Raw genomic sequence first — 19,754 nt, forward strand, 5'->3', positions numbered from 1 at the left:
CCTCACCTCAGTTGGAACTCGAGACGCTGCCGCGCCCGACGCACGCCGCTAGCCGGCTCGAACTGCCAGCGCGCCACGGCCTGCTCGGCGGCAGCATCGAAGACGTTACGCGGCTGCGACTCGACCACACGAATGGACGAACGATCGACGCTACCGTCGGGACGGATCAGGAACTGCAGCTCCACATGCCCTTCCAACCCTCGACGCTGGGCGCGGGAGGGATATTCCGGCGGCACGCGGCTGGTCGGCGCTATTTCACCCACATCCACCGGGCCCGACTCGGCAGGCGCCGCCTGCTCGGTGGTCGGCCCCTCCTGCGCAGCGCTGGGCGCTGCCGCAGGCGGGCTCGGAGCAGGTGCTGGTTCGGGAGCCGGCTGTGGCGCCGGCTCGGGTCGCGGCTCCGGCCTCGGCTCAGGCGGCGGTTCAGGCTGCACCTCGGCAAGCTCGGGCAGGGTGGTGTCGAGTTCCACCGTCTCCTGCGGCTCTGGCGGCAACTCCGGCTCCGGCATGGCAATCGAACTCTCCAGTGGCGGCAGCGGCTCCGGCTGCGGCGGTGGAGTGGCCTCCACCTGCGGCGGCGGCTCGGCGCTGGACTCGACCGTCTCCTCCTGCACCGGCTCCGGCGCCTCGACCATGCTCATGGTCATGCTGACATCGGCGACGTCGAACTCCTCCTCTGGAGGTGTCACCAGCAGCGCCAGCAGCCAGAACAGCAGCAGCGCCAGCGCCACGCCACCCAGCGAAGAAAAAGGGATGCGCGTCACGACCGACTCCGGCTGGCGGCGACGGCCACCTGCTCCACGCCGGCCTCGCGAATGCGGTCCATCACTTCGATCAGCAGCCCGGTGGTGGAGTCGCGATCGGCCTGGATCACCACCGAGCCGTCTTCGCTCACCAACCCAGCCACCTCGTTACCCACGCGGTGCAGGTCGACGGCACGGCCATCGACCCATACCGCGCCTTCGGGCGTGATGGCGACCATCACCTGGGCATCGGGTCGCGGCGTAGCGGCGCTGGATTCGGGCCGCTCGATCTCCACCCCGCTCTCCTTGATGAAGCTGGTGGTGACGATAAAGAAGATCAGCATGATGAAAACGACGTCCAGCATCGGGGTCAGGTTGACCTCGCTGGCCTCGCCGTCTTCTGTGCCCACTCGGCGTCTACGCATCGGACTCCTCCACGGCGCGGGCCAGGCGGTCGTGCAGCCGCTGGTCTTCGCGCCGAATGATCTGCTCGAGGCGACTGGTGAACAGCAGCCCCACTACCGCCACGGCCATGCCGGTCAAGGTCGGCAGGGTCGCACGTGCCACCCCATCCGCCATGGCGCGGGCCTGGCTGGTATCGGTCATCGCCAGGCTGTCAAACACGGCGATCATGCCGGTCACGGTGCCCAGCAAACCGAGCAGTGGGCACAGCGCCACCAGCAGCTTGAGCCAAGGCAGCGGGCGGCGCAGCCGTCCGATCAGCTCACGTGCCCAGGCCTCGCGCAGGGTCAGGGCGCTCCAACTCAGGTGGTCCTGGCGCGCCGCCCAGCGTGCGATAAGGGCACGCCTGGCCCGGCGATAGGTGAGGCGGAAATACCACACCCGCTCCAACGCCAGGCTGAACAGCACCATCGCTACCAGGGCAATCACCACCAGCACCGAGCCGCCGGCCTCGACCAGGCGCTCCAGCGGTTCAAGGCCTCCTATCTCAAGCCAAGGCGGCATCGCGACGCGCGCTCCCTGTGACGCCGGAGGGCCCCTGTGGGCGCTGTTCGAGCTGCTCGGCCAGGGCCGCACTGGCCTGTCCCTCGACCAGACCCGCCAGATGACGGCTGCGACCGGCAAGAGCGGTGTATGCGAAGAGTAGCGGCACGGCGGTGATCAGCCCCAGCACTGTCGTCACCAGCGCCTGGCTGATACCGCCCGCCATCAGCTGCGGGTCGCCGGTGCCGAACACGGTAATGGCCTGGAAGGTGACGATCATGCCGGTGACGGTGCCAAGTAATCCCAGCAGCGGCGCCACCGCTGCTAGTAGCTTGACCAGCGGCTGGCCACGCTCCAGGCGCGGCAGCTCGGCCAGCACCGCTTCGTCGAGGCGCGCTTCCAGCGCTTCCGGCACGGGATCGTCGTGCAGCGCACGGAAGCGCTGCAGCACGCGGCCGAGCGGGTTGTCCTCGCGCAATTCGGAGAGGTCGCGCAATTGGCGACGCATGGCCAACGTGACCCGCAACAGGTAGGCGTACTGCAGCAGCGCGACCAGCAGGCCGAGAGCGCCGAGCCCCACCACCACGTAGCCGACTGCTCCACCCTGGTGGAAACGCTCGATCAGGCTCGGACGTTGAGCCAACGCCGAGATGACCTGCCCACGGGTAGGATCGAGCGCCAGCAAGCGCGACTCTCCGCCATGGAACGCCGCCAGGCTGGCAGCTACTTCCCGCGGCGTGCGCTCGATCACCGACAGCGTCTGGCCATCGGCGCCGCGGCGCAATAGCTCACCCTCGGTGAAGGCGGCAAAATCCCCCAGTCGCACGACGCTTCGTGACTCGAGCTCACCGCTGACCGACGCCACCGGCGCCTCGAAGCGGACCACTCGAGCGGTATCGGCGGTCAGCGCCACTAGGCGGTCGGCGAACACTTCAAGGTGCTCGAGTTCGAGCACCTCGGCATCGTCGAGCCGCGGCGGCAACGCCGCGCCCCCTACCGTCAACCAGCTATCGGCCAGGTCGTCGCGCAGCTCGCCGCTGTGGCGGGCAAGCGAGGCCAGCACGGCTTCGAGATCGTTGCCCTGCTCCTGCTGGCGGGCTTCAAGCTCGGCCTGGCGCTCACCCAGCGCCTGGGCCTCGGCCTGCAGCTCGGCGTGGAGAGCCTCCGCCTGATCGTGGGCAGCTCGCGCCTCCTCGAGGGCAGCTTCCAGAGCCCCGCGGTCATCGAGAAGCTCGGCCAGTCGCGCCCGGTCCCGGGCTTCGGCGGCTTCACGCTCGGCACGCAGGGTGGTCAGCGGCTCGGACTGAGCCATGACCGGGGCTGTCAGAAAGATGGCGATAAGCAACCCCGCCGTGAGAGAAACCCAATAGCGCAGCGCCTTCATGCGTCATCCTCCCGACTCTGTTCGACCGGCTGCGAAATTGGCAGCGTAAGCAGCTCAGGCGAACGGCGATCCCGGGCGATGCGCAGACCGTTGCGCACTTCACGACGCTCGGCCTCTTCGAGCGGTGCCCAACTGCCGCTGTCGGCACGCCAGACTCGGCCTGCACGGCCGTCAGGCGTCAGGTAGTAGAAGCCCACGCGCCCAAGACGCAGGTAGTCCACCTCGCGGCGCGAGTCGCCCTCGCCGAGATAACCGCGCCAGGCATCGACCTCACGACCGTAATCCAGCTCGGCACGCCATGCAGAGACGATCCGCTCCCAGCGCTCGGCACTGGATAGCTCATCGCCCTGGGAGCGCAGGCTGGCGACCCGTGCCAACCGCTCTTCGCGCAGGAACGGCATGTCGCCATCGACCCACTGCTCGAGCCGCTCGATCAAGCGCTCCTTGAGCACCGGCAAGGCCTCGCGGGTTTCCGCCAGGGTATCGAGTGCCGCCTCACGGCGATCCAGCGTCTCGACCAGGCGCTCATTGCGCGGTGCGAGTTCGGCGTTCTCCCGCGTCAGGCGGCGCTCGGCACGCTCGAGCTCGCGCAGCTCCTCGAGCATGGCACGGGCTTCGTCATCGGCGGCGCCGATGCTCGCCTGAAGCTCGGCCTGGCTGCGCTGGGCCTCACGCGACTCCTGGTACAGCTCGGGGTCGGCGGACGCCGAGGCGACGAGACCCAGCCAGAGAATGGCTCCCAAGAGGCATTGTTGGCGAAACGATCTCACGTATGAACTCCCAATTCCTGAAGGCCACCAAGTCGTGGTGACGCCGCTTGACGATAGCATGAATGATAAGCGTTATCGAAAGAGAAACCCACCCTGTCGCGCCGAATGGGTCACTGGTCGTTTGACGACGTCACCGAAAACACATAATAATGCTAATTCTTCTCATTAACATCCGTCAGGTGACGTCATGAACGCAGAACGCTCTCAGCTGTACTATTCGTGCGTCTTTCTGCATGTCTCCTTCCAGGCCATCCAGCACAAGGTGGCCATGTCCCGCACCCGAGACGACACCCCTTGCTGGCTGGATGCGCAGATGCTGCGAATGCTGCTCAGCGAGCTTAAACGCTGCCGCTGGGAAGCCTCTCCCTACAAGGAGGCGAGCCGAGCGCTGGACACTGCCGTCTACCACTGCGGCCTGCTCATGGCTCAATGCCCGGCCGGGCTCAACCGCCAACTATGCCAGCACCATCTCGACGCCATCATGACGCCCCTCAAGGAGGCGTCTGCACAGCTCTCGGGCAAGGCGGCTCGCACCCTGGCGGGAAAGGGACCAGCGCCCGCGCAACGGCTGCGCAGCTGGTTGGGCTGGTGACTTGGCACCGACGCCTGACCACTCCCCCAGGTCGTAGCCAGACGCACTCCAGACGATAACGATTACCAATTGCAACAACTGTCGCAATAGGGCATCATCTCTCACGAGATAATCGTAATACCAATACTTCTCATTAAAATCAGAATTACTAGGGATCATCACCATGCAACACCCGCGTCAAGTGCTACGTCGTACGCCTCTGGTCGCTGCCCTCGCTGCCCTCGCTGCCGCCATGGCCCTGCCAGCCCACGCCGAAGAGCTGGATACGCTGGTCATTTCTGCTAGCGGCTTCGAACAGACCATCGAATTGGCGCCTGCCAGTATTTCGGTCATCACTCGTGAACAGCTCGAGGAGCGCAACGTCACCAACCTGGCCGACGCCGTGCGTGGTATCGAAGGTGTCAACAGCCGACCGCTGGACGCTCGCTCCGGCAAGACCGGCAACCAGACCGTCAGCCTGCGCGGCCTGCCCAGCGAATACACGCTGGTATTGATCAACGGCGTGCGCCAGAACGTCTCGGCCACGGTCGCCCCCAATGCCTTCAACGACTCCCAGTCCACCTTCATCCCGCCGATCGCCGCCATCGAGCGCATCGAAGTCATTCGCGGCCCCATGTCGACATTGTACGGTTCGGATGCCATCGGCGGCGTGATCAACATCATCACCCGCCGCCCGGGTGACGAGTGGCGTGCTTCCGGCTCTGTGCAGACTGAGTATTTCCGTGATGCGGATTTTGGCGGCACGACCATCACTGAGGGCTATGTCAGCGGGCCGGTCTCTCAGCATGTCGGCGTGCAGTTTTACGGTCGCCTGCTGGAACGTTCCGCGTCCAATATCGACATCCCGGGTACCGAACCCAGCCTGACCGACAACCGCACCATGGGTCAGAATCCGAGCAAGGCCAATGTCGAGACCTTCGGCGGCGAGCTGGTATTGGCACCGGTCGATGCTCACGACATCAGTTTGCGCTTCGATACCAGTCGCCAGACGCTGGACAATCGCCAGGGTCAAGTGGGACGTCTGGAAGGCACCGGCACGACGCCGGCGGACTTCACCCGCGGCTATGGTAGAGAACTCGAGTTCTCACGCGACCAGTTCCGCCTCAGCCATCGCGGCGACTTCCTGTTCGGCCAGCTCGACACCTCGCTGACCCGGGACATCGTCGAAACCGAGGGCCGCACCATCAATGCCGGGGCGGTACCCGATGCCGACCGCTTCGGCACCCCGCGTCAGCTCAAGCTGACCACCGATATCCTCGACACCCGACTGACCAACGTTTTCGGCGATCACCTCGTGACAGTAGGTGGTCAGTACATCGATGCCACCTTCGAGGACGGCATCCTGCCCGATGATGTGACCCGCGATCAGTACAGCCTGTTTGCCGAAAATGAGTGGCAGACAACCGAGCGCCTGGCGCTGACCGGCGGCCTGCGCTACGACAAGTACCAAGGCATCAGCGGCGAATTCACACCCCGCGCCTATGCAGTGTTCGAGGCCACCGACGAGTGGACCTTCAAGGGTGGCGTCGGTCGTGGCTTCCGCGCGCCGCTGATGGAGCAGACCTTCGACGGCGTCGTCGCCTTCGGAGATGGTGGCAGCACCCCACTCTTCGGCGACCCCGACCTCAAGCCGGAGCGCAGCACCAACTATGAACTCTCGGCCCGCTATGACAACCGCCAGGGCTTCATGACCCAAGTCACCGTGTTCCACAACACCCTGAAGGACAAGATCGAGCGCGCCACGGGCGCCAGTGATCGCACCAATGCCAATATCGGCGAGTCGCGCATCCAGGGTCTCGAGTTGGCAGCGGCCTACGACCTCACCCGCGATATCACCCTGTCGGGCAATTACACCTATACCGACAGCGAAGTGAGAGAGGGTGAGACAACCGCCAGCTTCATCGGCGACCCGCTGGTCAGCGTGCCGGATCACATGCTGAATGCGCGCCTCGATTGGCAGGCCACTCCTCAGCTGAATACCTTCCTGGGCGCCGAGTATCGCAGCAGTGCCTTCCGTCCGCGCAACTTCCACGAACCACAAAACGGTGGCAGCTCACAGGGCGCCTACGATGCACTGGGCGACTTCCACAGCACCACCATGATCAACCTGGGCGCACGCTATCGGGTCAGCGAGCACGTGTCGGTCAACGGCGTAGTCAATAACCTGCTCGACCGAGACTTCAAGGACTATCGCCCCTATGTCCGCGAAGACGATGGCAACATTGCCTATAGCAATGTCTACAACAACCTTTATGGGCCCCGTTCGTTCGTGGTCTCACTGAACGTCGATTTCTAACGCATCGCCCTTCGCGAGCTAGCTGTATCGATCCTTATTGAGCCGACGTCATGCCGGCTCTTTTTTGTTCGTGCCTGGTGCGAAAAAAAACCGCAGCCCAGAGGCTGCGGCACTAACGCATGCTATTGGCTTGAGCCTCAGGAGGCGGCCTGCTGGTAGCGACGCTCCACGTCCTCCCAGTTGACCACGTTGAAGAACGCCTCCACATAGTCGGGGCGCTTGTTCTGGTACTTCAGATAGTAGGCGTGTTCCCACACGTCCAGGCCCAGCACGGGGATGTTGCCATGCATGTGCGGGCTGTCTTGATTGAGGGTATTTTCCACCACCAGCTTCTTCTCCGGCGTCACACTGAGCCAGGCCCAGCCGCTACCGAAACGCCCGAGAGCCGCTTTGGTGAAGGCTTCCTTGAAGGCATCGAAACCGCCCAGTTCGCTGTCGATGGCCTGGGCCACTTTGCCTTGAGGCTTGCCACCTCCGTTGGGCGACATCATCTGCCAGAACTTGGCGTGGTTGGAGTGGCCGCCTCCATTGTTGATGACCTCTTGCCGCTTCTCTTCCGGCACACGGTCGATGCTGGCCATCAGCTCATCCACCGGCACGTCTTCCAGTCCGGTCCCCTCGAGAGCAGCATTGAGCTTGTCGACATAGGTCTTGTGGTGACGCGAGTGGTGGATCTCCATCGTCATCGCGTCGATGTGGGGTTCCAGCGCATCGTAGGCGTAGGGAAGCTCGGGCAGTGTGTGCGGCATGTTTACTCCTCCATGAAATGAGTCGACCTTGGGGAACGATTCCCCGTTACTGCATCCACCCAGCATGGCAAACAGAGTCGAATCACGCTAATAGCCATTACGCAGCAGCCATATAGCCACTGACGATGATGCCGCATAAAAGCGGAAGCCGGCCCTAGGGCCGGCTTCCGCTGGTGCACTCGCGTGCTTACAGCTTGCTCTCGAGCTCCGGCAGGATCTCGAACAGGTCACCCACCAGGCCATAATCCGCGACCTGGAAGATCGGCGCCTCCTCGTCCTTGTTGATGGCAACGATCACCTTGGAGTCCTTCATGCCGGCCAGGTGCTGGATGGCACCGCTGATGCCCACGGCAATGTAGAGCTCCGGCGCGACGATCTTGCCGGTCTGCCCCACCTGCATGTCGTTGGGCACGAAGCCGGCGTCCACCGCCGCCCGCGAGGCGCCGATGGCGGCACCCAGCTTGTCGGCGATGCCGTCGAGCAGCTTGAAGTTCTCGCCGCTGCCCATGCCGCGACCACCGGAAATGACCACCTTGGCGGCGGCAAGCTCGGGACGATCGCTCTCGGCCAGTTCCTGCTTGACGAAGGTGGATTGGGCGTTGTCGGCGACGAAATCCACCGCTTCGATGGCGGCACTGCCGCCCGCGGCAACCGCATCGAAGCCGGTGCTGCGCACGGTGATCACCTTGAGGCTGTCGGCACTCTTCACCGTGGCGATGGCGTTACCGGCGTAGATCGGACGCTTGAAGGTGTCGGCATCGACCACTTCGACGATCTCGGAGATCTGGCTGACGTCCTTCAGCGCGGCGACGCGCGGCAGCACGTTCTTGCCGGTGGTGGAGGCAGCGGCCAGCACGTGGCTGTAGTCGCCGGCCAGCTCGGCCAGCAGCGCGCCCATCGGCTCGGCCAGCTGGTGGGCGTAGACGGCGTGGTCGGCCACGCGGACCTTGGCCACGCCGTCAAGTTTGGCGGCGGCTTCGGCCACCGCACCGACGTTCTCGCCGGCGACCAGGATATCGACGTCTCCACCGATGGCCTTGGCGGCGGCAACCACGTGGGCGGTGGCGCCGACCAGAATGCCGTCGTGATGTTCGGCAAGGACCAGTACGCTCATGGATTCCACTCCTATCAAAGCTCTGTCTTCAAAGAACCGTTGTCAAAGGTCTGCTGGCAAAAGCTGCGTTACAGAACCTTGGCTTCGTTCTTCAGTTTGTCCACGAGCTCGTCCACGGAGCCCACCTTGATGCCGCCCTTGCGCTCGGCCGGCGATTCGACCTTGAGCAGCGTCAGCTTGCTGGCCACCTCGACGCCGAGATCGGCCGGCGACTTGACGTCCAGCGGCTTCTTCTTGGCCTTCATGATGTCGGGCAGCTTGGCGTAGCGCGGCTCGTTCAAGCGCAGGTCGGTGGTGACGATGGCCGGCAGGGTCAGCTCGACGGTCTGCAGGCCGCCATCGATCTCGCGGGTCACCTGCAGCTTGTCTCCCTCGACCGCCACCTCGGAGGCGAAGGTGCCCTGGGGCAGGCCCGCCAGCGCGGCCAGCATCTGCCCGGTCTGGTTGTTGTCGGTATCGATCGCCTGCTTGCCGAGAATGACCAGCTGCGGCTGCTCCTCCTCCACCACCTTGGCCAGCAGCTTGGCCGCGGCCAGCGACTCGACGCGCTCCTCGGTCTCGACGTGAACGGCCCGATCGGCACCCAGCGCCAGTGCGGTACGCAGCTGCTCCTGGGCGGCCTTGGGACCGATGGTCACGGCCACCACCTCGGTGGCGACCCCGCGCTCCTTCAGGCGCACGGCCTCTTCCACGGCGATCTCGCAGAAGGGGTTCATGGCCATCTTGACGTTGGTCAGGTCGACGTCGGAGTGATCCGCCTTGACCCGGATCTTGACGTTGTAGTCGATGACGCGTTTGACCGCGACAAGTACTTTCATGGTGTCCTCGCTTGGTTCGATGGGTGAACCTATTAGTTAGGGAGTCGTTGACGCTGCCCTGCGGCAGGCAAGGTCAACGCCTCCTCGGAACCGGTGGCATGCCCCTGTTCATCTAATGCAAGCCGTTTCATGCAAGCGTTTGATAGGTGTCGCATCAAAAAACCCTGCCAATGTGCCACAGGCCTACCGGAAGCAACAATCCCTTCTTCGCTTCGCGGCGTCATGGAACATTGCCATCGTAGGGGTGTCCTGAGTCGTTTATTATGCCTATCATGGAGAATATCGAGAAGCAAACGACCGTTTTATTTTCATTCGACGTTGGTGACAACGACGCCGAAGCCGAGGGAGGAGCAACTGGATGTCTGAGCAAGTAGAACGCGATTCGATGGACTTCGACGTAGTGATTGTCGGCGCCGGCCCCTCGGGCTTGTCAGCGGCCTGCCGGTTGATGCAGCAAGCGACCGAGGCCGGCCAGGAGCTCACGGTGTGCGTGGTGGAGAAAGGCTCCGAGGTAGGTGCCCATATTCTTTCGGGTGCCGTGTTCGAACCCCGAGCCCTGCAGGAGCTGTTCCCCGATTGGGAAGAGCGCGGCGCACCGCTGAGCACTCCGGCCACCCGCGATGAGGTCTACCTGCTCAAGGACGCCCAGAAGTCACAGAAGCTGCCCAACGCCCTGGTGCCCAAGAGCATGCACAACACCGGTGGTGACATGCCGCGCTACGTGATCAGCGCCGGCAACCTGTGCCGCTGGCTGGCCGAGCAGGCCGAGGCACTCGGCGTCGAGGTCTTCCCCGGCTTCGCCGCTCAGGAAGTGATCCACGACGAGGATGGCACCGTTCGCGGCATCCTCATCGGCGACATGGGCGTGGCAGCAGACGGCTCCCCCAAGGACAGCTTCATGCCGGGCATGGAGCTGCGCGCCAAGTACACGCTGTTCGCCGAGGGCGCTCGCGGCCACCTCGGCAAGGGCCTGATCTCGCGTTTCAAGCTCGACGAGGGCAAGGATCCCCAGCACTACGGCATTGGACTCAAGGAGCTGTGGGACATTCCGGCAGAGAAGCATGAGCCGGGACTGGTGCTGCACGGCTCGGGCTGGCCGCTGGCCAAGGATACTCACGGCGGCTGGTTCCTCTATCACGCCGAGAATAATCAGGTAGTGGTCGGCCTGATCATGGACCTCTCCTACCAGAACCCCTGGCTCTCCCCCTTCGACGAGTTCCAGCGCATGAAGCACCATCCGGTGCTGGCCAAGCACCTGGAAGGTGGCAAACGCGTGGCCTACGGCGCGCGGGCCATCACCAAGGGCGGGTTGAACTGCCTGCCGAAGATGACTTTCCCCGGCGGTCTGCTGATCGGTTGCGATGCCGGCACGCTGAACTTCTCCAAGATCAAGGGCCTGCATACCGCGATGAAATCGGGCCTGGTGGCGGCCGAGGCGGTGTTCGAGGCGATCGCCGCCGGCGACGAGGGCGGCCAGGAGCTCACCGCGTTCAGCGACAAGTGGGAGCAGAGCTGGGCCTATGCCGAGCTCAAGGAGAGCGCCAGCTTCGGTCCGGCGATCCACAAGTACGGCACCGTCGGCGGCGGCGCCTACAACTTCGTCAACCAGCTGCTCGGCGGCAAGCTGCCCAACCTGCATGACACCACCGCGGACCACGCTGCCCTCAAGCCGGCCAGCGAGTTCGAGAAGATCGACTATCCCAAGCCCGACGGCAAGCTATCCTTCGACAAGCTCTCCTCGGTGTTCCTGTCCAACACCAATCACGAGGAGGATCAGCCGAGCCATCTGAAGCTGCTGGACCCGGAGATCCCCATCCAGGAGAACCTGCCCAAGTACGCCGAACCGGCACAGCGCTACTGCCCGGCCGGGGTCTACGAGGTGGTCGAGGACGACGACGGCAAGCCGCGTTTCCAGATCAACTTCCAGAACTGCGTGCACTGCAAGACCTGCGACATCAAGGATCCGGCGCAGAACATCCAGTGGGTGGCACCGGAAGGCGGCGGCGGCCCCAACTATCCCAACATGTAACGACCACGCGCTCTAGCAAGAAGGGCATGCCTTGCGGCATGCCCTTTTGCGTAGGGGCAGGTGCGAAAGATCAAGTCAGGGCTTTCACCAGGGCAGCGACCACCTGCTGCTGCTGCTCTTCCTGCAGATAGGGATGCATGGGCAGGCTGATGATTTCCCGACACACGGCTTCGGTAACCGGCAACTGGCAGGCCGGATCTGCCATGGCGGGCTGCCGGTTGAGAGGTATCGGGTAGTGCACGGCGGTCGGTACGCCTGCCTCGGCAAGCCGCGATTGGACCTTGTCACGGTTCGCCACGCGGATGCTGTATTGGGCGTAGACGCTGGTGTTGCCAGAAGCGATATGAGGCGTGCCGACGATCCCGGCGTCGCCCAGCAAGCGGTCATAGCGTTCCGCAACCTGCCGGCGCAGCTCCACCTCTTCGTCGAACAGTTCGAGCTTGGCCAGCAGGATGGCGGCCTGCAGCGTATCCAGGCGGCTGTTCATGCCGATTCGGGTGTGATGATAGCGGCTCGCCTCGCCGTGGCGCGCCACCAGCCGAACGGCCTCGGCCAGGTCGTCATCGTCGGTGAACACCGCGCCGCCATCCCCGTAGGCTCCCAGCGGCTTGCTGGGAAAGAAGCTGGTGCAGGCGATGCGCGACAGGCTCCCTGAGCGGCGCCCATGGCGGGTGGCACCAAAGCTCTGGGCGGCATCTTCCACCACTGCCAGGCCGTGCTCGATCGCCAAGGCTTCGATCGCCTGCATATCGGCACACTGGCCGAACATCGATACCGGCATCACGGCGCGAGTACGCGGGCCTATTGCCGCCTCGATTCGTTCCGGGTCGATCAGGTAGGTCTGCGGATCGATGTCGACGAACACCGGCGTGGCGCCAGCCAGCACCACGCTCTCGGCGCTGGCGATGAAGGTGAAACCGGGCACGATCACTTCGTCGCCGGGCCCGATGTCCAGCGCCATCAGCGCGATCTGCAGGGCATCGGTACCATTGGCGCAACCGATACAGTGCGCCACGCCGACATAGTCCGCCAAGCGGCGCTCGAGCTCGGCCACCTCCGGCCCCATGACGTAGCGGCCGTGCTCGAGCACGGTCTGGATAGCGGTGTCCAGCCGCGGCCTGATACGCGCCTGCTGGGCAGCAAGATCGATGAAATGCATGTATCTATCCTCTGCTCAGCGGCTCGCCGCGGCGCGGGTCGGGACCGACTCGATACGCGACAGCTGCGGGTGGGCCTCGCCTTCACGCGGTGCCTCCGGCGTCGCCATGCCCAGCTGGTAGACGGTCTCGACACAGTGACGAACGGTTTCGATACCAAATCCACGACCGGCGAGTATCTCGCGATAGCTGACGGTGTGGAGGTCGGAGAAGCCACTCGAGAACTCGAATTCCTCGCCGTCGCAGGTGATGTTGCGATAAGTGGAGTGCTGGCCGCGCACACGCTCCGGAAGATCTTCGGCATCAATGGAAAGGAACCAGCGCACCCTGGCCTTCTCGTATTCCAGATAGCCGGCCGCCTTGTGCTCGTCGTGGTAATGCAACACCTGGTGCTTCAGTTCCCCGAAGATGACATGCAGCATGTCGAAGAAATGAATGCCGATTTCCGCCATCACCCCGAACGACTTGCGCGGATCCCCCTTCCAGCTGGCCAGGTACCAGGGACCGCGGGCGGTAATGTAGGTCAGCTCGACGTCGTACTGCCCTTCACGCTGCTCGGCAAGCACCTTGTCTCGCAGTTCGTGGATGGCCGGGTGATGCCGTAACTGCATGATGCTGTACACACGCCGGCCGGTCTCCTCCTCGACGCTGCGCAGTTCATCGAGCTGAGCCGGGTTCGACACCAGCGGCTTTTCGCATATTACGTCGCAGCCCAGATGCAGACCCGCGGTGATATGGGCGCTATGGAAGTGGTTGGGGGAACAGACGACCCAGTAGTCGATGGCTCTCTCCCGCTCCCGCTTCAGGCGCCAGGCGTGTTCCAGAAAATATTCAAACTGGGTGAAGAAGGAACAATTCGTCGAAATGGAGTCGATGATGCCCACCGAATCGTTGATGTCGTAGGCCGACACCAGGGCATGCCCCGTATCCTTGATGGCCTGCATGTGACGAGGCGCGATATACCCGGCTGCTCCGATGAGCGAAAAATTCATGCGTTCTCCCCTAGATTCCCTTGCGTGACATTTCCATGAACCCAGCGGCTGAAATTACCTTCGACTCACCAGGCGATTCAAGCCTCTCTAGTCAAGCACGTGCCACCGGTCTTGACGGATCGCGAATCCATTCGCTCCATGAACCCGGGTAGAGCCTCGGCAAGGCTCGGCCGGCAATGGCGTAAGCCAGGATATTGTGACAGGCCGTGACACCAGAGCCGCAGTAGGCGATGACGGCATCGCTGCGCGGCAGCTCTGCATCGAGTGCTTCAGCAGACTTGAAGCGTCCTGCCTCGGTCAGGTTGGCGGCACTGGGGCGACACACCGCACCGGGAATATGACCGGCTACCGGGTCGATGGGCTCGGCCTCACCGCGAAAGCGCTCCTCGCTGCGGGCATCCACCCTGAGCTCCCGGCCGGAAAAGATCTGGTCAGCATCGACCCAGGCACCGTCGTCGAACACAGGCTGCCACTGGCTCGGCTCAAGCGCCACTTCCCGTCCCAGCATCAGCTCACCACCGGCCTCCTGCCAGGCGCTCAACCCACCGTCCAGCATGCGCACGTCGGGATGCCCCGCCCAGACAGCGAGCATCCACCAGGCCCTCGCCGCGGCCAGCTGTCCGCCCATGTCATCCAGCACCACGATCGGCTCGTCGGGTGTGATGTCAAGACGACACAATGTAGCGGCAAACGCCTCAGTCGAAGGCAGCGGATGACGACCTCCTTCACCGGGAGCCGCTGCCAGATCGCGGTCGAGATCAAGATGCACGCTATCCGGCACATGACCTGCTTGCCAAAGGCGGCGACCGGCATCCGGGTCGCCCAGCCGCGCTCGGCAGTCAAGCACCCTGGGTGGGCGGTTGCCTTTGAGTGACTCGGCCAATTCATCAGCCGCGATCAGCAATTCGGTCATGCTTGTTCTCCTTGGACAGGCTCATGGAGCGTCTCGCCCGGCAGCAGTTCGATGGGGGCACGGCAGGCCAACAGACGCCGGCGGCCGGCCTGAGTGAAGTTTACCTCGATCACTGGATCGGCGGGGTCTCCTTCCACTACCACGACTTCGCCCTCACCAAAGACCGCATGACGCAGCTTCAGACCGGGGCGATAGGCCACGGAAACGTAGCCGGGAGAGGCCTCGCCAACCGCTTGGACCCGCTGCGTCGGCCGCATCGAATCATGGCCCACTGCCGACAGGTAGCGTGAGATCAGCTCGGGCGACTCCACCACCACGGTCGCTTCCGACTCCCCGACGTCCTCCAGGCGTGCCGCGATGCAACGACAGTCCTGCCAGGCCGTCTCGGCCAGGAATCGGCTGGGACGGTGCTCACCGCTGTCATGCAGTAGCAGAAGGCGGTCCCGGGCGCGGGTCACACCGACATAGAAGAGCCGTCTCTCCTCTTCCAGGCGTTCCGCGGTAAGCGGGTTGTCGCGACTGTAGTGAGGAAAGTCCTCTTCGTTGACCCCGGCGACAATCACCAGCGGCCACTCCAGCCCCTTGGCGCCGTGCACGGTGGTGATCAGGATGCCGCCGGCATGATTCTCTACCGGACGCTCGAGCAGCTCGATGAAGGTGTCGATGTGTCGGGTCTCGTCGGCTTGCTCTATCAGCACGTCGAGCAGGCGCACGTCCTCTTCCCCCTTCTCGCGACGGGCGGCGGCACGCTTGAGCACTTTCTCGGCATCCAAGGCATCGACGATATGGGCCAATAGCCGCGCCGGAGGCCAACCGGCGAGACGAGGTAGTTCGCACAGCAGTGACCAGCGCCGCTTCAGGTTGCGCCGCTGGATGGGCTTGAGCCCGGCCAACAGGGGGTCGTCACGCTCGGGGTAGTGCTGTGTATGGGCCAAACGCTGGGCCAGAGCCGCCAGGCGTTCGCGAGCGACGAAGGGGGTCGGCTGCTCCAGCAGACGCAACAGATGACCCGGGTCGTGCAGCAGCGCCGGGGTTTGCGAGAGCCGTAGGTAACCCGCCAGCGCCTGCACCAGCGGCAGACGAAAGACGAAGCGATCCTCCCGGGACAGGCGAAACGGGATTCCGGCCTGCAACAGCTGCAGCTGAACGGGTACCGAGAGCGCCCAACTGCGTACCAGCAGACACGCCTCGTCCAGTCTCCTGCCCCCACGCTGCCACTGCTCCAGAGTCGCCAGCAGCGCGGCACTGCCCTGCTCGACGGCAAGCTCGGTGCGTGGATTGCCTGGGGCGGCCAGACACAGCTGGTCCGGGCGGCGGCGATTGGCGGCAATGGCATGATTGGCCAGCAGTGCCAGCGAGTGACCGTGGCGAAAGGTGATCGAGAGCGGGTAGTCGGCCGCTGCGCCGAAGGTGGCGTTGAAGTGTTCCCGCATGGTATCCGGGTGAGCACCGCGCCATTCGTAGATGCACTGGTTGGCGTCCCCCACCGCCATCACCTCGGCACTGCGTCCGGCGAGCAGCGCCAGCAGGCGCAGCTGGGCCTGGTTGATGTCCTGATATTCATCGACGATGGCATGGTCAAGATAGCCCTGCACTCGCCCCGCCAGCGCTGCGTCTGCCTCCAGCGCACGCAGCGGTCGGTAGAGCAGGTCCGAATAGGTCATCAGGCCATGCTCCTCCAGCAGCGACTCGAGGCGTTCGAAGGCTGCGGCAAAATGTTCGCTGCCTTCGGCCAGATCCAGCCGCTCCAGCAGGCTGGCCGCCGGCACCATCTCGGCCTTCACCAGGCCACAGAAATGCGCCAGCGACTCCAGGGTATCGGTTTCCAGCGCCATGTCACGATGCTCACCATCCTCGAGCACTTCCAGCGTCGCTTGTCGCAGCAGGCGTTCCACCTGCCAGTCAGCGGAAATCAGTCGGCGCGGGGCCAGCGCGCCCCAGCGGGTGAGGCTCTGGGTCAGGCGATGCCCCAAGGAGTGGAAGGTACGCACGTCGGGCATGCGCTGACCGGCGGGAGCCATATCCAGCAGGCGCCGCTGGAAATCCTCGCGAGCGGAGCGGTTGAACATGAGCACCAGAATACGCTGCGCCGGGACGCCGCGCTCCAGCAGGTGCAACACGCGTGCGACCAGGGTGGTGGTCTTTCCAGCGCCCGCCACGGCTGCCACCCGGGCGTGTCCGTCGCCGTGCTCGACGACGGCACGCTGCTCCGCCGTCAGCCTCACGACCCCTCGGCGGGCAGCTCGCCCAGCGGATGCCAGCTGCCGGCACTGGTCAGGCCGAGTTCGACGGTGTCGTCGCCCCTCGGGCGCTGTTCGGCGGCTTCCACCAGACGGTAATAGACGTTACGGCCCAGGCGAGCCGCGAGACCGAAGCGCACCGGCACCTCGGGCACCTGCACGCCATCGGGAGTGGTGCTGAGCCGTAGCCGATGCGCTTCGTCCAACCGCAGGCGATCGCCGGCATTCGTGGTCAGCCACCAGCAGCCCGCGGCATCGTCGAAGTCGGCATCCACCACCACGAAGGGGCGGTCGACCACGCGAATGCGCTGCTTCTCCACCGGCGTCACCAGGTAGTATTCACCGTCGTCCTCACGCCGCAGCAGCGTCGAGAGCAGGCGAACCAGGCGCGGCCGCGTCATTTCGCTGCCTTCATGAAACCAGCGCCCGTCGGCGGAGATCTCCAGCTCCATCACGCCTGACTGCTGCGGCTGCCAGCGATCGACCGGTGGAATCTCGCCATCGGACTCGACGTGATTGAGCAGTGGGTCCAGGTTCATGTTCGCCCCTTTGCCATGGAATTCGCCTTGCTGGCTACACCAGCCCGGCTCGCGCCAGGATATCGCGCGTCTCGGCGCTGGGCTCGGGTGCGGCACCGCGAAACAGATGATAAAAATTGGCCGTCGTCTGCATCGCGACCTCATCCACGCTGATACCACGCGCCTGGGCGATACACTGCGCCACTTCCACCACCCAGGCCGGCTCGTTGGGCTTGCCGCGATGCGGCACCGGCGCCAGATAAGGGCTGTCGGTCTCGATCAGCAGTCGGTCGAGGGGCACACGACGGGCGACCTCGCGCAGCGACTCGGCATTACGGAAAGTCGCGATACCCGACAGCGAAATATAGAAACCGTGACGCACCGCCTCCCGCGCCATCTCGAGATCCTCGGTGAAACAGTGCAGCACCCCGCCGATGGCCGGATCGCTGTGCTCACGTATCAGCTCCAGCGTCTCCTCGCGAGCATCGCGGGTATGCACGATCACCGGCAGTTCGAGCTCGGCGGCGGCCACAAGCTGACGCCGGAAACGCTCGCGCTGCACCTCCCGCGACGGCACCCGGTCAGGGGTCTTGTCGAGATAATGATAGTCCAGGCCACACTCGCCGATGGCGACCGCGCCGTAGCGATCGGCAGCCTCCTTGATCGCCTCGACATCCGGTTCGGAGTCCAGCACGTGAAGTGGGTGCACACCGGCGGAGATAGCCACGTCGTCGTGCTCGCGGGCTATGGCGGCGAGAGTCGGCAGGTCATCCAGCGTGACGGCAACGGCGAGGAATTGGCCTACGTCGCGAGCCCGGGCTGCCTCCAGCGTAGCGGCAATGCTGCCGTCGTGGGTGTTGGGGTCGAGGCGGTCCAGGTGGCAGTGGGAATCGACGAACATGAGCGGCCGGATCTTCCTCTGGGATGTCAGGGGAGAACGAGAGTATACGAAAACGCCACTCCACGTCGATGTGGAGTGGCGCGAGCATGGCCAGTCAGGTCACAGGATCAGCAGCAGCCAGGGTACGCCCACCGCCAGCCAGACCAGCAGGAACAGCAGGCCGAAGATTGCTCCGAGGCGCCACCACAGCGGACCCGGCAGATAGCCGCTGCCGTAGTAGACCGGACTCGGCCCGGTGCCGTAAGGCGTCAGGATCCCCATGAAGCCCAGGGTCGGCAGCAGCAACAGGACGAACATCTGCATGTCGAGACCCGGGATACCGGACGCCGCAGCCAACATGACGGGCAGCAACGCCGTGACATGGGCCGTGATGCTGGCGAAGAAATAGTGCAGTACGTAGAAAATCACCGTCAGAGCCAGCATCGCCATCAGCGGATCGAAGTGGCTGATGCGTGCGCCCACCAAATTGCCGAACCAGCCGACGAAACCGACCTGACTGAGGCCACCGGCGAGCGCCACCAGGGTCGCGAACCAGACGAAGGTGTTCCAAGCCGGCTTGTTGGAGAGGATATCGTTCCAGCTCAAGACTCCGAGCAGCAGCATGGCACAGATCACCACCAGCCCCACCAGGGAGGCCGAAATCACGTCACCGCCGAAGATCCACAGCATCAGGGCCATCAACACCAGTACCACCAGCACCACCTCGTTGCGCGTCAGCCGCCCCAGACCTTTGAGCTCGCTTTCGGCCCAGTCGGACACCGCGCTGCCCGACTTCACCTCCGGTGGGCAAAGCCAGTAGCACAGCAGTGGCACCACCAGCAGCAACAGCACCCCGGCAGGCGCCGCGGCAAGGAACCACTGCCCCCATCCGATGCGTACCCCGGTGGCGGTTTCGGCCAGGGCGACAGCCAGCAGATTGGGCGCCATGGCCGTGAGGAAAAGCGAGCTGGTGGCACAGGTCGAGACGATGGCAGTCCACATCAGGAAGCTGCCCATTCGCTTCATGCTGGGATCGTTGGGCTGCGAATCGTAGAGAGGCGGCAAATTCTGCAGCACCGGATAGATAGTGCCCGCGCTGCGTGCAGTATTGGAGGGAGTGAACGGGGCCAGGATGGTGTCGGCAATCATCACCGCATAGCCCAGTGTGAGGGTGCGACGCCCCATGCTCTTGACCAGCCATAGCGCGATACGCCGGCCAAGCCCGGTCTTCTCGTAACCCAGCGCGAACATGAAGGCGCCGAAGATGAGCCAGACCACCGAGTTGTTGAAACCCGAAACGGCCCAGGCAAAAGCACTGTTGGGCACGTTGAAGCCGGGGGCGGCCATCTGCTCCGGCGAGAACAGCACCCACGGCGCCAGCAGTGCCGCCACCGTCACGCCGATCAGGCCAATCACCGCTCCCGGCAAAGGCTCGAAGATGAGTCCGACCACGCAGCCAAGAAAAATGGCAAAGAAGTACCAGGCGTGGGGTGCCAGGCTCTCCGGCGCCGGCAGCAATGCCACCAGCAAGGCGACCAGCAGCGGCGCCAGGGCCTTCCACGAGAAGTAAGACATCCATTCAGGCATCGTGAGTCGCCCTCGGTATCGTTGTAG

18 protein-coding genes are annotated in these 19,754 nt (G+C 64.3%); 3 read left to right on the forward strand and 15 right to left on the reverse strand.

Going from position 1 to position 19,754, the window contains the following annotated elements; translation table 11 throughout:
- Positions 1-2 precede the first annotated feature (2 nt).
- From H1D44_RS06620 to H1D44_RS06640, 5 genes are read right to left on the reverse strand one after another with little or no spacing between them, the layout of a single operon-like run.
- Positions 3-764 (reverse strand): TonB family protein, encoded by a 762-nt coding sequence (locus H1D44_RS06620; protein ID WP_181514053.1) that lies wholly within the window; start codon positions 762-764, stop codon positions 3-5.
- Positions 761-1,168, reverse strand: coding sequence for an ExbD/TolR family protein (locus H1D44_RS06625; RefSeq protein WP_181514054.1), 408 nt, complete (start codon positions 1,166-1,168; stop codon positions 761-763). The genes H1D44_RS06620 and H1D44_RS06625 overlap by 4 nt, the downstream gene beginning before the upstream one ends.
- A complete protein-coding gene (locus H1D44_RS06630) occupies positions 1,161-1,709 on the reverse strand; it encodes a MotA/TolQ/ExbB proton channel family protein (protein ID WP_181514055.1) in 549 nt (182 codons plus the stop codon). Before H1D44_RS06630 ends, H1D44_RS06625 begins: the two co-directional genes overlap by 8 nt.
- On the reverse strand, positions 1,693-3,072 hold the full coding sequence (locus H1D44_RS06635; protein ID WP_181514056.1) for a MotA/TolQ/ExbB proton channel family protein: 1,380 nt from the start codon (positions 3,070-3,072) through the stop codon (positions 1,693-1,695). The genes H1D44_RS06630 and H1D44_RS06635 overlap by 17 nt, the downstream gene beginning before the upstream one ends.
- Positions 3,069-3,842: a DUF3450 domain-containing protein gene (locus tag H1D44_RS06640; RefSeq protein WP_238984419.1), complete on the reverse strand. Its 774-nt coding sequence runs from the start codon at positions 3,840-3,842 to the stop codon at positions 3,069-3,071. The genes H1D44_RS06635 and H1D44_RS06640 overlap by 4 nt, the downstream gene beginning before the upstream one ends.
- A gap of 187 nt (positions 3,843-4,029) precedes the next feature.
- Between H1D44_RS06640 and H1D44_RS06645 the strand changes: the two genes are divergently transcribed.
- Both H1D44_RS06645 and H1D44_RS06650 read left to right on the forward strand, forming a co-directional pair.
- Entirely contained in the window at positions 4,030-4,434 is a 405-nt protein-coding gene (locus H1D44_RS06645) for a hypothetical protein (protein WP_181514057.1), read from the forward strand.
- Between the two features lie 163 nt (positions 4,435-4,597).
- On the forward strand, positions 4,598-6,730 hold the full coding sequence (locus tag H1D44_RS06650) for a TonB-dependent receptor domain-containing protein (protein WP_181514058.1): 2,133 nt from the start codon (positions 4,598-4,600) through the stop codon (positions 6,728-6,730).
- Between the two features lie 137 nt (positions 6,731-6,867).
- Here the strand turns inward: H1D44_RS06650 and H1D44_RS06655 are convergent, their stop codons facing one another.
- The 3 genes from H1D44_RS06655 to H1D44_RS06665 all read right to left on the reverse strand — a co-directional run bounded on the left by H1D44_RS06655 (position 6,868) and on the right by H1D44_RS06665 (position 9,411).
- Positions 6,868-7,479: a superoxide dismutase gene (locus H1D44_RS06655; RefSeq protein ID WP_181514059.1), complete on the reverse strand. Its 612-nt coding sequence runs from the start codon at positions 7,477-7,479 to the stop codon at positions 6,868-6,870.
- Positions 7,480-7,666: 187 nt separating this feature from the next.
- Positions 7,667-8,593, reverse strand: a complete 927-nt coding sequence (locus H1D44_RS06660) for an electron transfer flavoprotein subunit alpha/FixB family protein (RefSeq protein ID WP_181514060.1) — start codon at positions 8,591-8,593, stop codon at positions 7,667-7,669.
- Between the two features lie 68 nt (positions 8,594-8,661).
- Positions 8,662-9,411: an electron transfer flavoprotein subunit beta/FixA family protein gene (locus H1D44_RS06665; protein WP_181514061.1), complete on the reverse strand. Its 750-nt coding sequence runs from the start codon at positions 9,409-9,411 to the stop codon at positions 8,662-8,664.
- A 358-nt stretch (positions 9,412-9,769) separates the two neighbouring features.
- On the opposite strand from H1D44_RS06665, the gene H1D44_RS06670 reads away from it, so the two are divergent.
- Entirely contained in the window at positions 9,770-11,440 is a 1,671-nt protein-coding gene (locus H1D44_RS06670; RefSeq protein ID WP_181514062.1) for an electron transfer flavoprotein-ubiquinone oxidoreductase, read from the forward strand.
- A 70-nt stretch (positions 11,441-11,510) separates the two neighbouring features.
- On the opposite strand, the gene H1D44_RS06675 is transcribed toward H1D44_RS06670, so the two are convergent.
- The 7 genes from H1D44_RS06675 to H1D44_RS06705 form a co-directional block, all read right to left on the reverse strand.
- Complete coding sequence (locus H1D44_RS06675; RefSeq protein WP_181514063.1) at positions 11,511-12,599, reverse strand: DegT/DnrJ/EryC1/StrS family aminotransferase; 1,089 nt, start codon at positions 12,597-12,599, stop codon at positions 11,511-11,513.
- Between the two features lie 15 nt (positions 12,600-12,614).
- The gene (locus H1D44_RS06680; protein WP_181514064.1) at positions 12,615-13,589 is read right to left on the reverse strand and encodes a Gfo/Idh/MocA family oxidoreductase; all 975 of its coding nucleotides are present in this window, start codon (positions 13,587-13,589) and stop codon (positions 12,615-12,617) included.
- 91 nt (positions 13,590-13,680) lie between these two features.
- Positions 13,681-14,502, reverse strand: a complete 822-nt coding sequence (locus H1D44_RS06685) for a sulfurtransferase (RefSeq protein ID WP_181514065.1) — start codon at positions 14,500-14,502, stop codon at positions 13,681-13,683.
- Positions 14,499-16,727, reverse strand: a complete 2,229-nt coding sequence (locus H1D44_RS06690) for a UvrD-helicase domain-containing protein (protein ID WP_181514066.1) — start codon at positions 16,725-16,727, stop codon at positions 14,499-14,501. The genes H1D44_RS06685 and H1D44_RS06690 overlap by 4 nt, the downstream gene beginning before the upstream one ends.
- A complete protein-coding gene (locus tag H1D44_RS06695; protein ID WP_181514067.1) occupies positions 16,724-17,281 on the reverse strand; it encodes a DUF1285 domain-containing protein in 558 nt (185 codons plus the stop codon). The genes H1D44_RS06690 and H1D44_RS06695 overlap by 4 nt, the downstream gene beginning before the upstream one ends.
- Before the next feature lie 34 nt (positions 17,282-17,315).
- Positions 17,316-18,161, reverse strand: coding sequence for a TatD family hydrolase (locus H1D44_RS06700; protein WP_181514068.1), 846 nt, complete (start codon positions 18,159-18,161; stop codon positions 17,316-17,318).
- Positions 18,162-18,260: 99 nt separating this feature from the next.
- The gene (locus tag H1D44_RS06705; RefSeq protein ID WP_181514069.1) at positions 18,261-19,715 is read right to left on the reverse strand and encodes an anion permease; all 1,455 of its coding nucleotides are present in this window, start codon (positions 19,713-19,715) and stop codon (positions 18,261-18,263) included.
- Positions 19,716-19,754 lie beyond the last annotated feature (39 nt).

It is taken from the genome of Billgrantia kenyensis (genome assembly GCF_013697085.1).
Taxonomy (GTDB): domain Bacteria; phylum Pseudomonadota; class Gammaproteobacteria; order Pseudomonadales; family Halomonadaceae; genus Halomonas; species Halomonas kenyensis.

Excerpts from the sequence above, each read along its gene's own strand:
- H1D44_RS06695 (WP_181514067.1), bottom strand. The coding sequence starts at position 17,281 with ATGAACCTGGACCCACTGCTCAATCACGTCGAGTCCGATGGCGAGATT.
- H1D44_RS06705 (WP_181514069.1), bottom strand. The coding sequence starts at position 19,715 with ATGTCTTACTTCTCGTGGAAGGCCCTGGCGCCGCTGCTGGTCGCCTTG.
- H1D44_RS06650 (WP_181514058.1), top strand. The coding sequence starts at position 4,598 with ATGCAACACCCGCGTCAAGTGCTACGTCGTACGCCTCTGGTCGCTGCC.
- H1D44_RS06670 (WP_181514062.1), top strand. The coding sequence starts at position 9,770 with ATGTCTGAGCAAGTAGAACGCGATTCGATGGACTTCGACGTAGTGATT.
- H1D44_RS06625 (WP_181514054.1), bottom strand. The coding sequence starts at position 1,168 with ATGCGTAGACGCCGAGTGGGCACAGAAGACGGCGAGGCCAGCGAGGTC.
- H1D44_RS06630 (WP_181514055.1), bottom strand. The coding sequence starts at position 1,709 with ATGCCGCCTTGGCTTGAGATAGGAGGCCTTGAACCGCTGGAGCGCCTG.
- H1D44_RS06665 (WP_181514061.1), bottom strand. The coding sequence starts at position 9,411 with ATGAAAGTACTTGTCGCGGTCAAACGCGTCATCGACTACAACGTCAAG.
- H1D44_RS06655 (WP_181514059.1), bottom strand. The coding sequence starts at position 7,479 with ATGCCGCACACACTGCCCGAGCTTCCCTACGCCTACGATGCGCTGGAA.
- H1D44_RS06675 (WP_181514063.1), bottom strand. The coding sequence starts at position 12,599 with ATGCATTTCATCGATCTTGCTGCCCAGCAGGCGCGTATCAGGCCGCGG.
- H1D44_RS06685 (WP_181514065.1), bottom strand. The coding sequence starts at position 14,502 with ATGACCGAATTGCTGATCGCGGCTGATGAATTGGCCGAGTCACTCAAA.
- H1D44_RS06680 (WP_181514064.1), bottom strand. The coding sequence starts at position 13,589 with ATGAATTTTTCGCTCATCGGAGCAGCCGGGTATATCGCGCCTCGTCAC.
- H1D44_RS06645 (WP_181514057.1), top strand. The coding sequence starts at position 4,030 with ATGAACGCAGAACGCTCTCAGCTGTACTATTCGTGCGTCTTTCTGCAT.
- H1D44_RS06660 (WP_181514060.1), bottom strand. The coding sequence starts at position 8,593 with ATGAGCGTACTGGTCCTTGCCGAACATCACGACGGCATTCTGGTCGGC.
- H1D44_RS06635 (WP_181514056.1), bottom strand. The coding sequence starts at position 3,072 with ATGAAGGCGCTGCGCTATTGGGTTTCTCTCACGGCGGGGTTGCTTATC.
- H1D44_RS06700 (WP_181514068.1), bottom strand. The coding sequence starts at position 18,161 with ATGTTCGTCGATTCCCACTGCCACCTGGACCGCCTCGACCCCAACACC.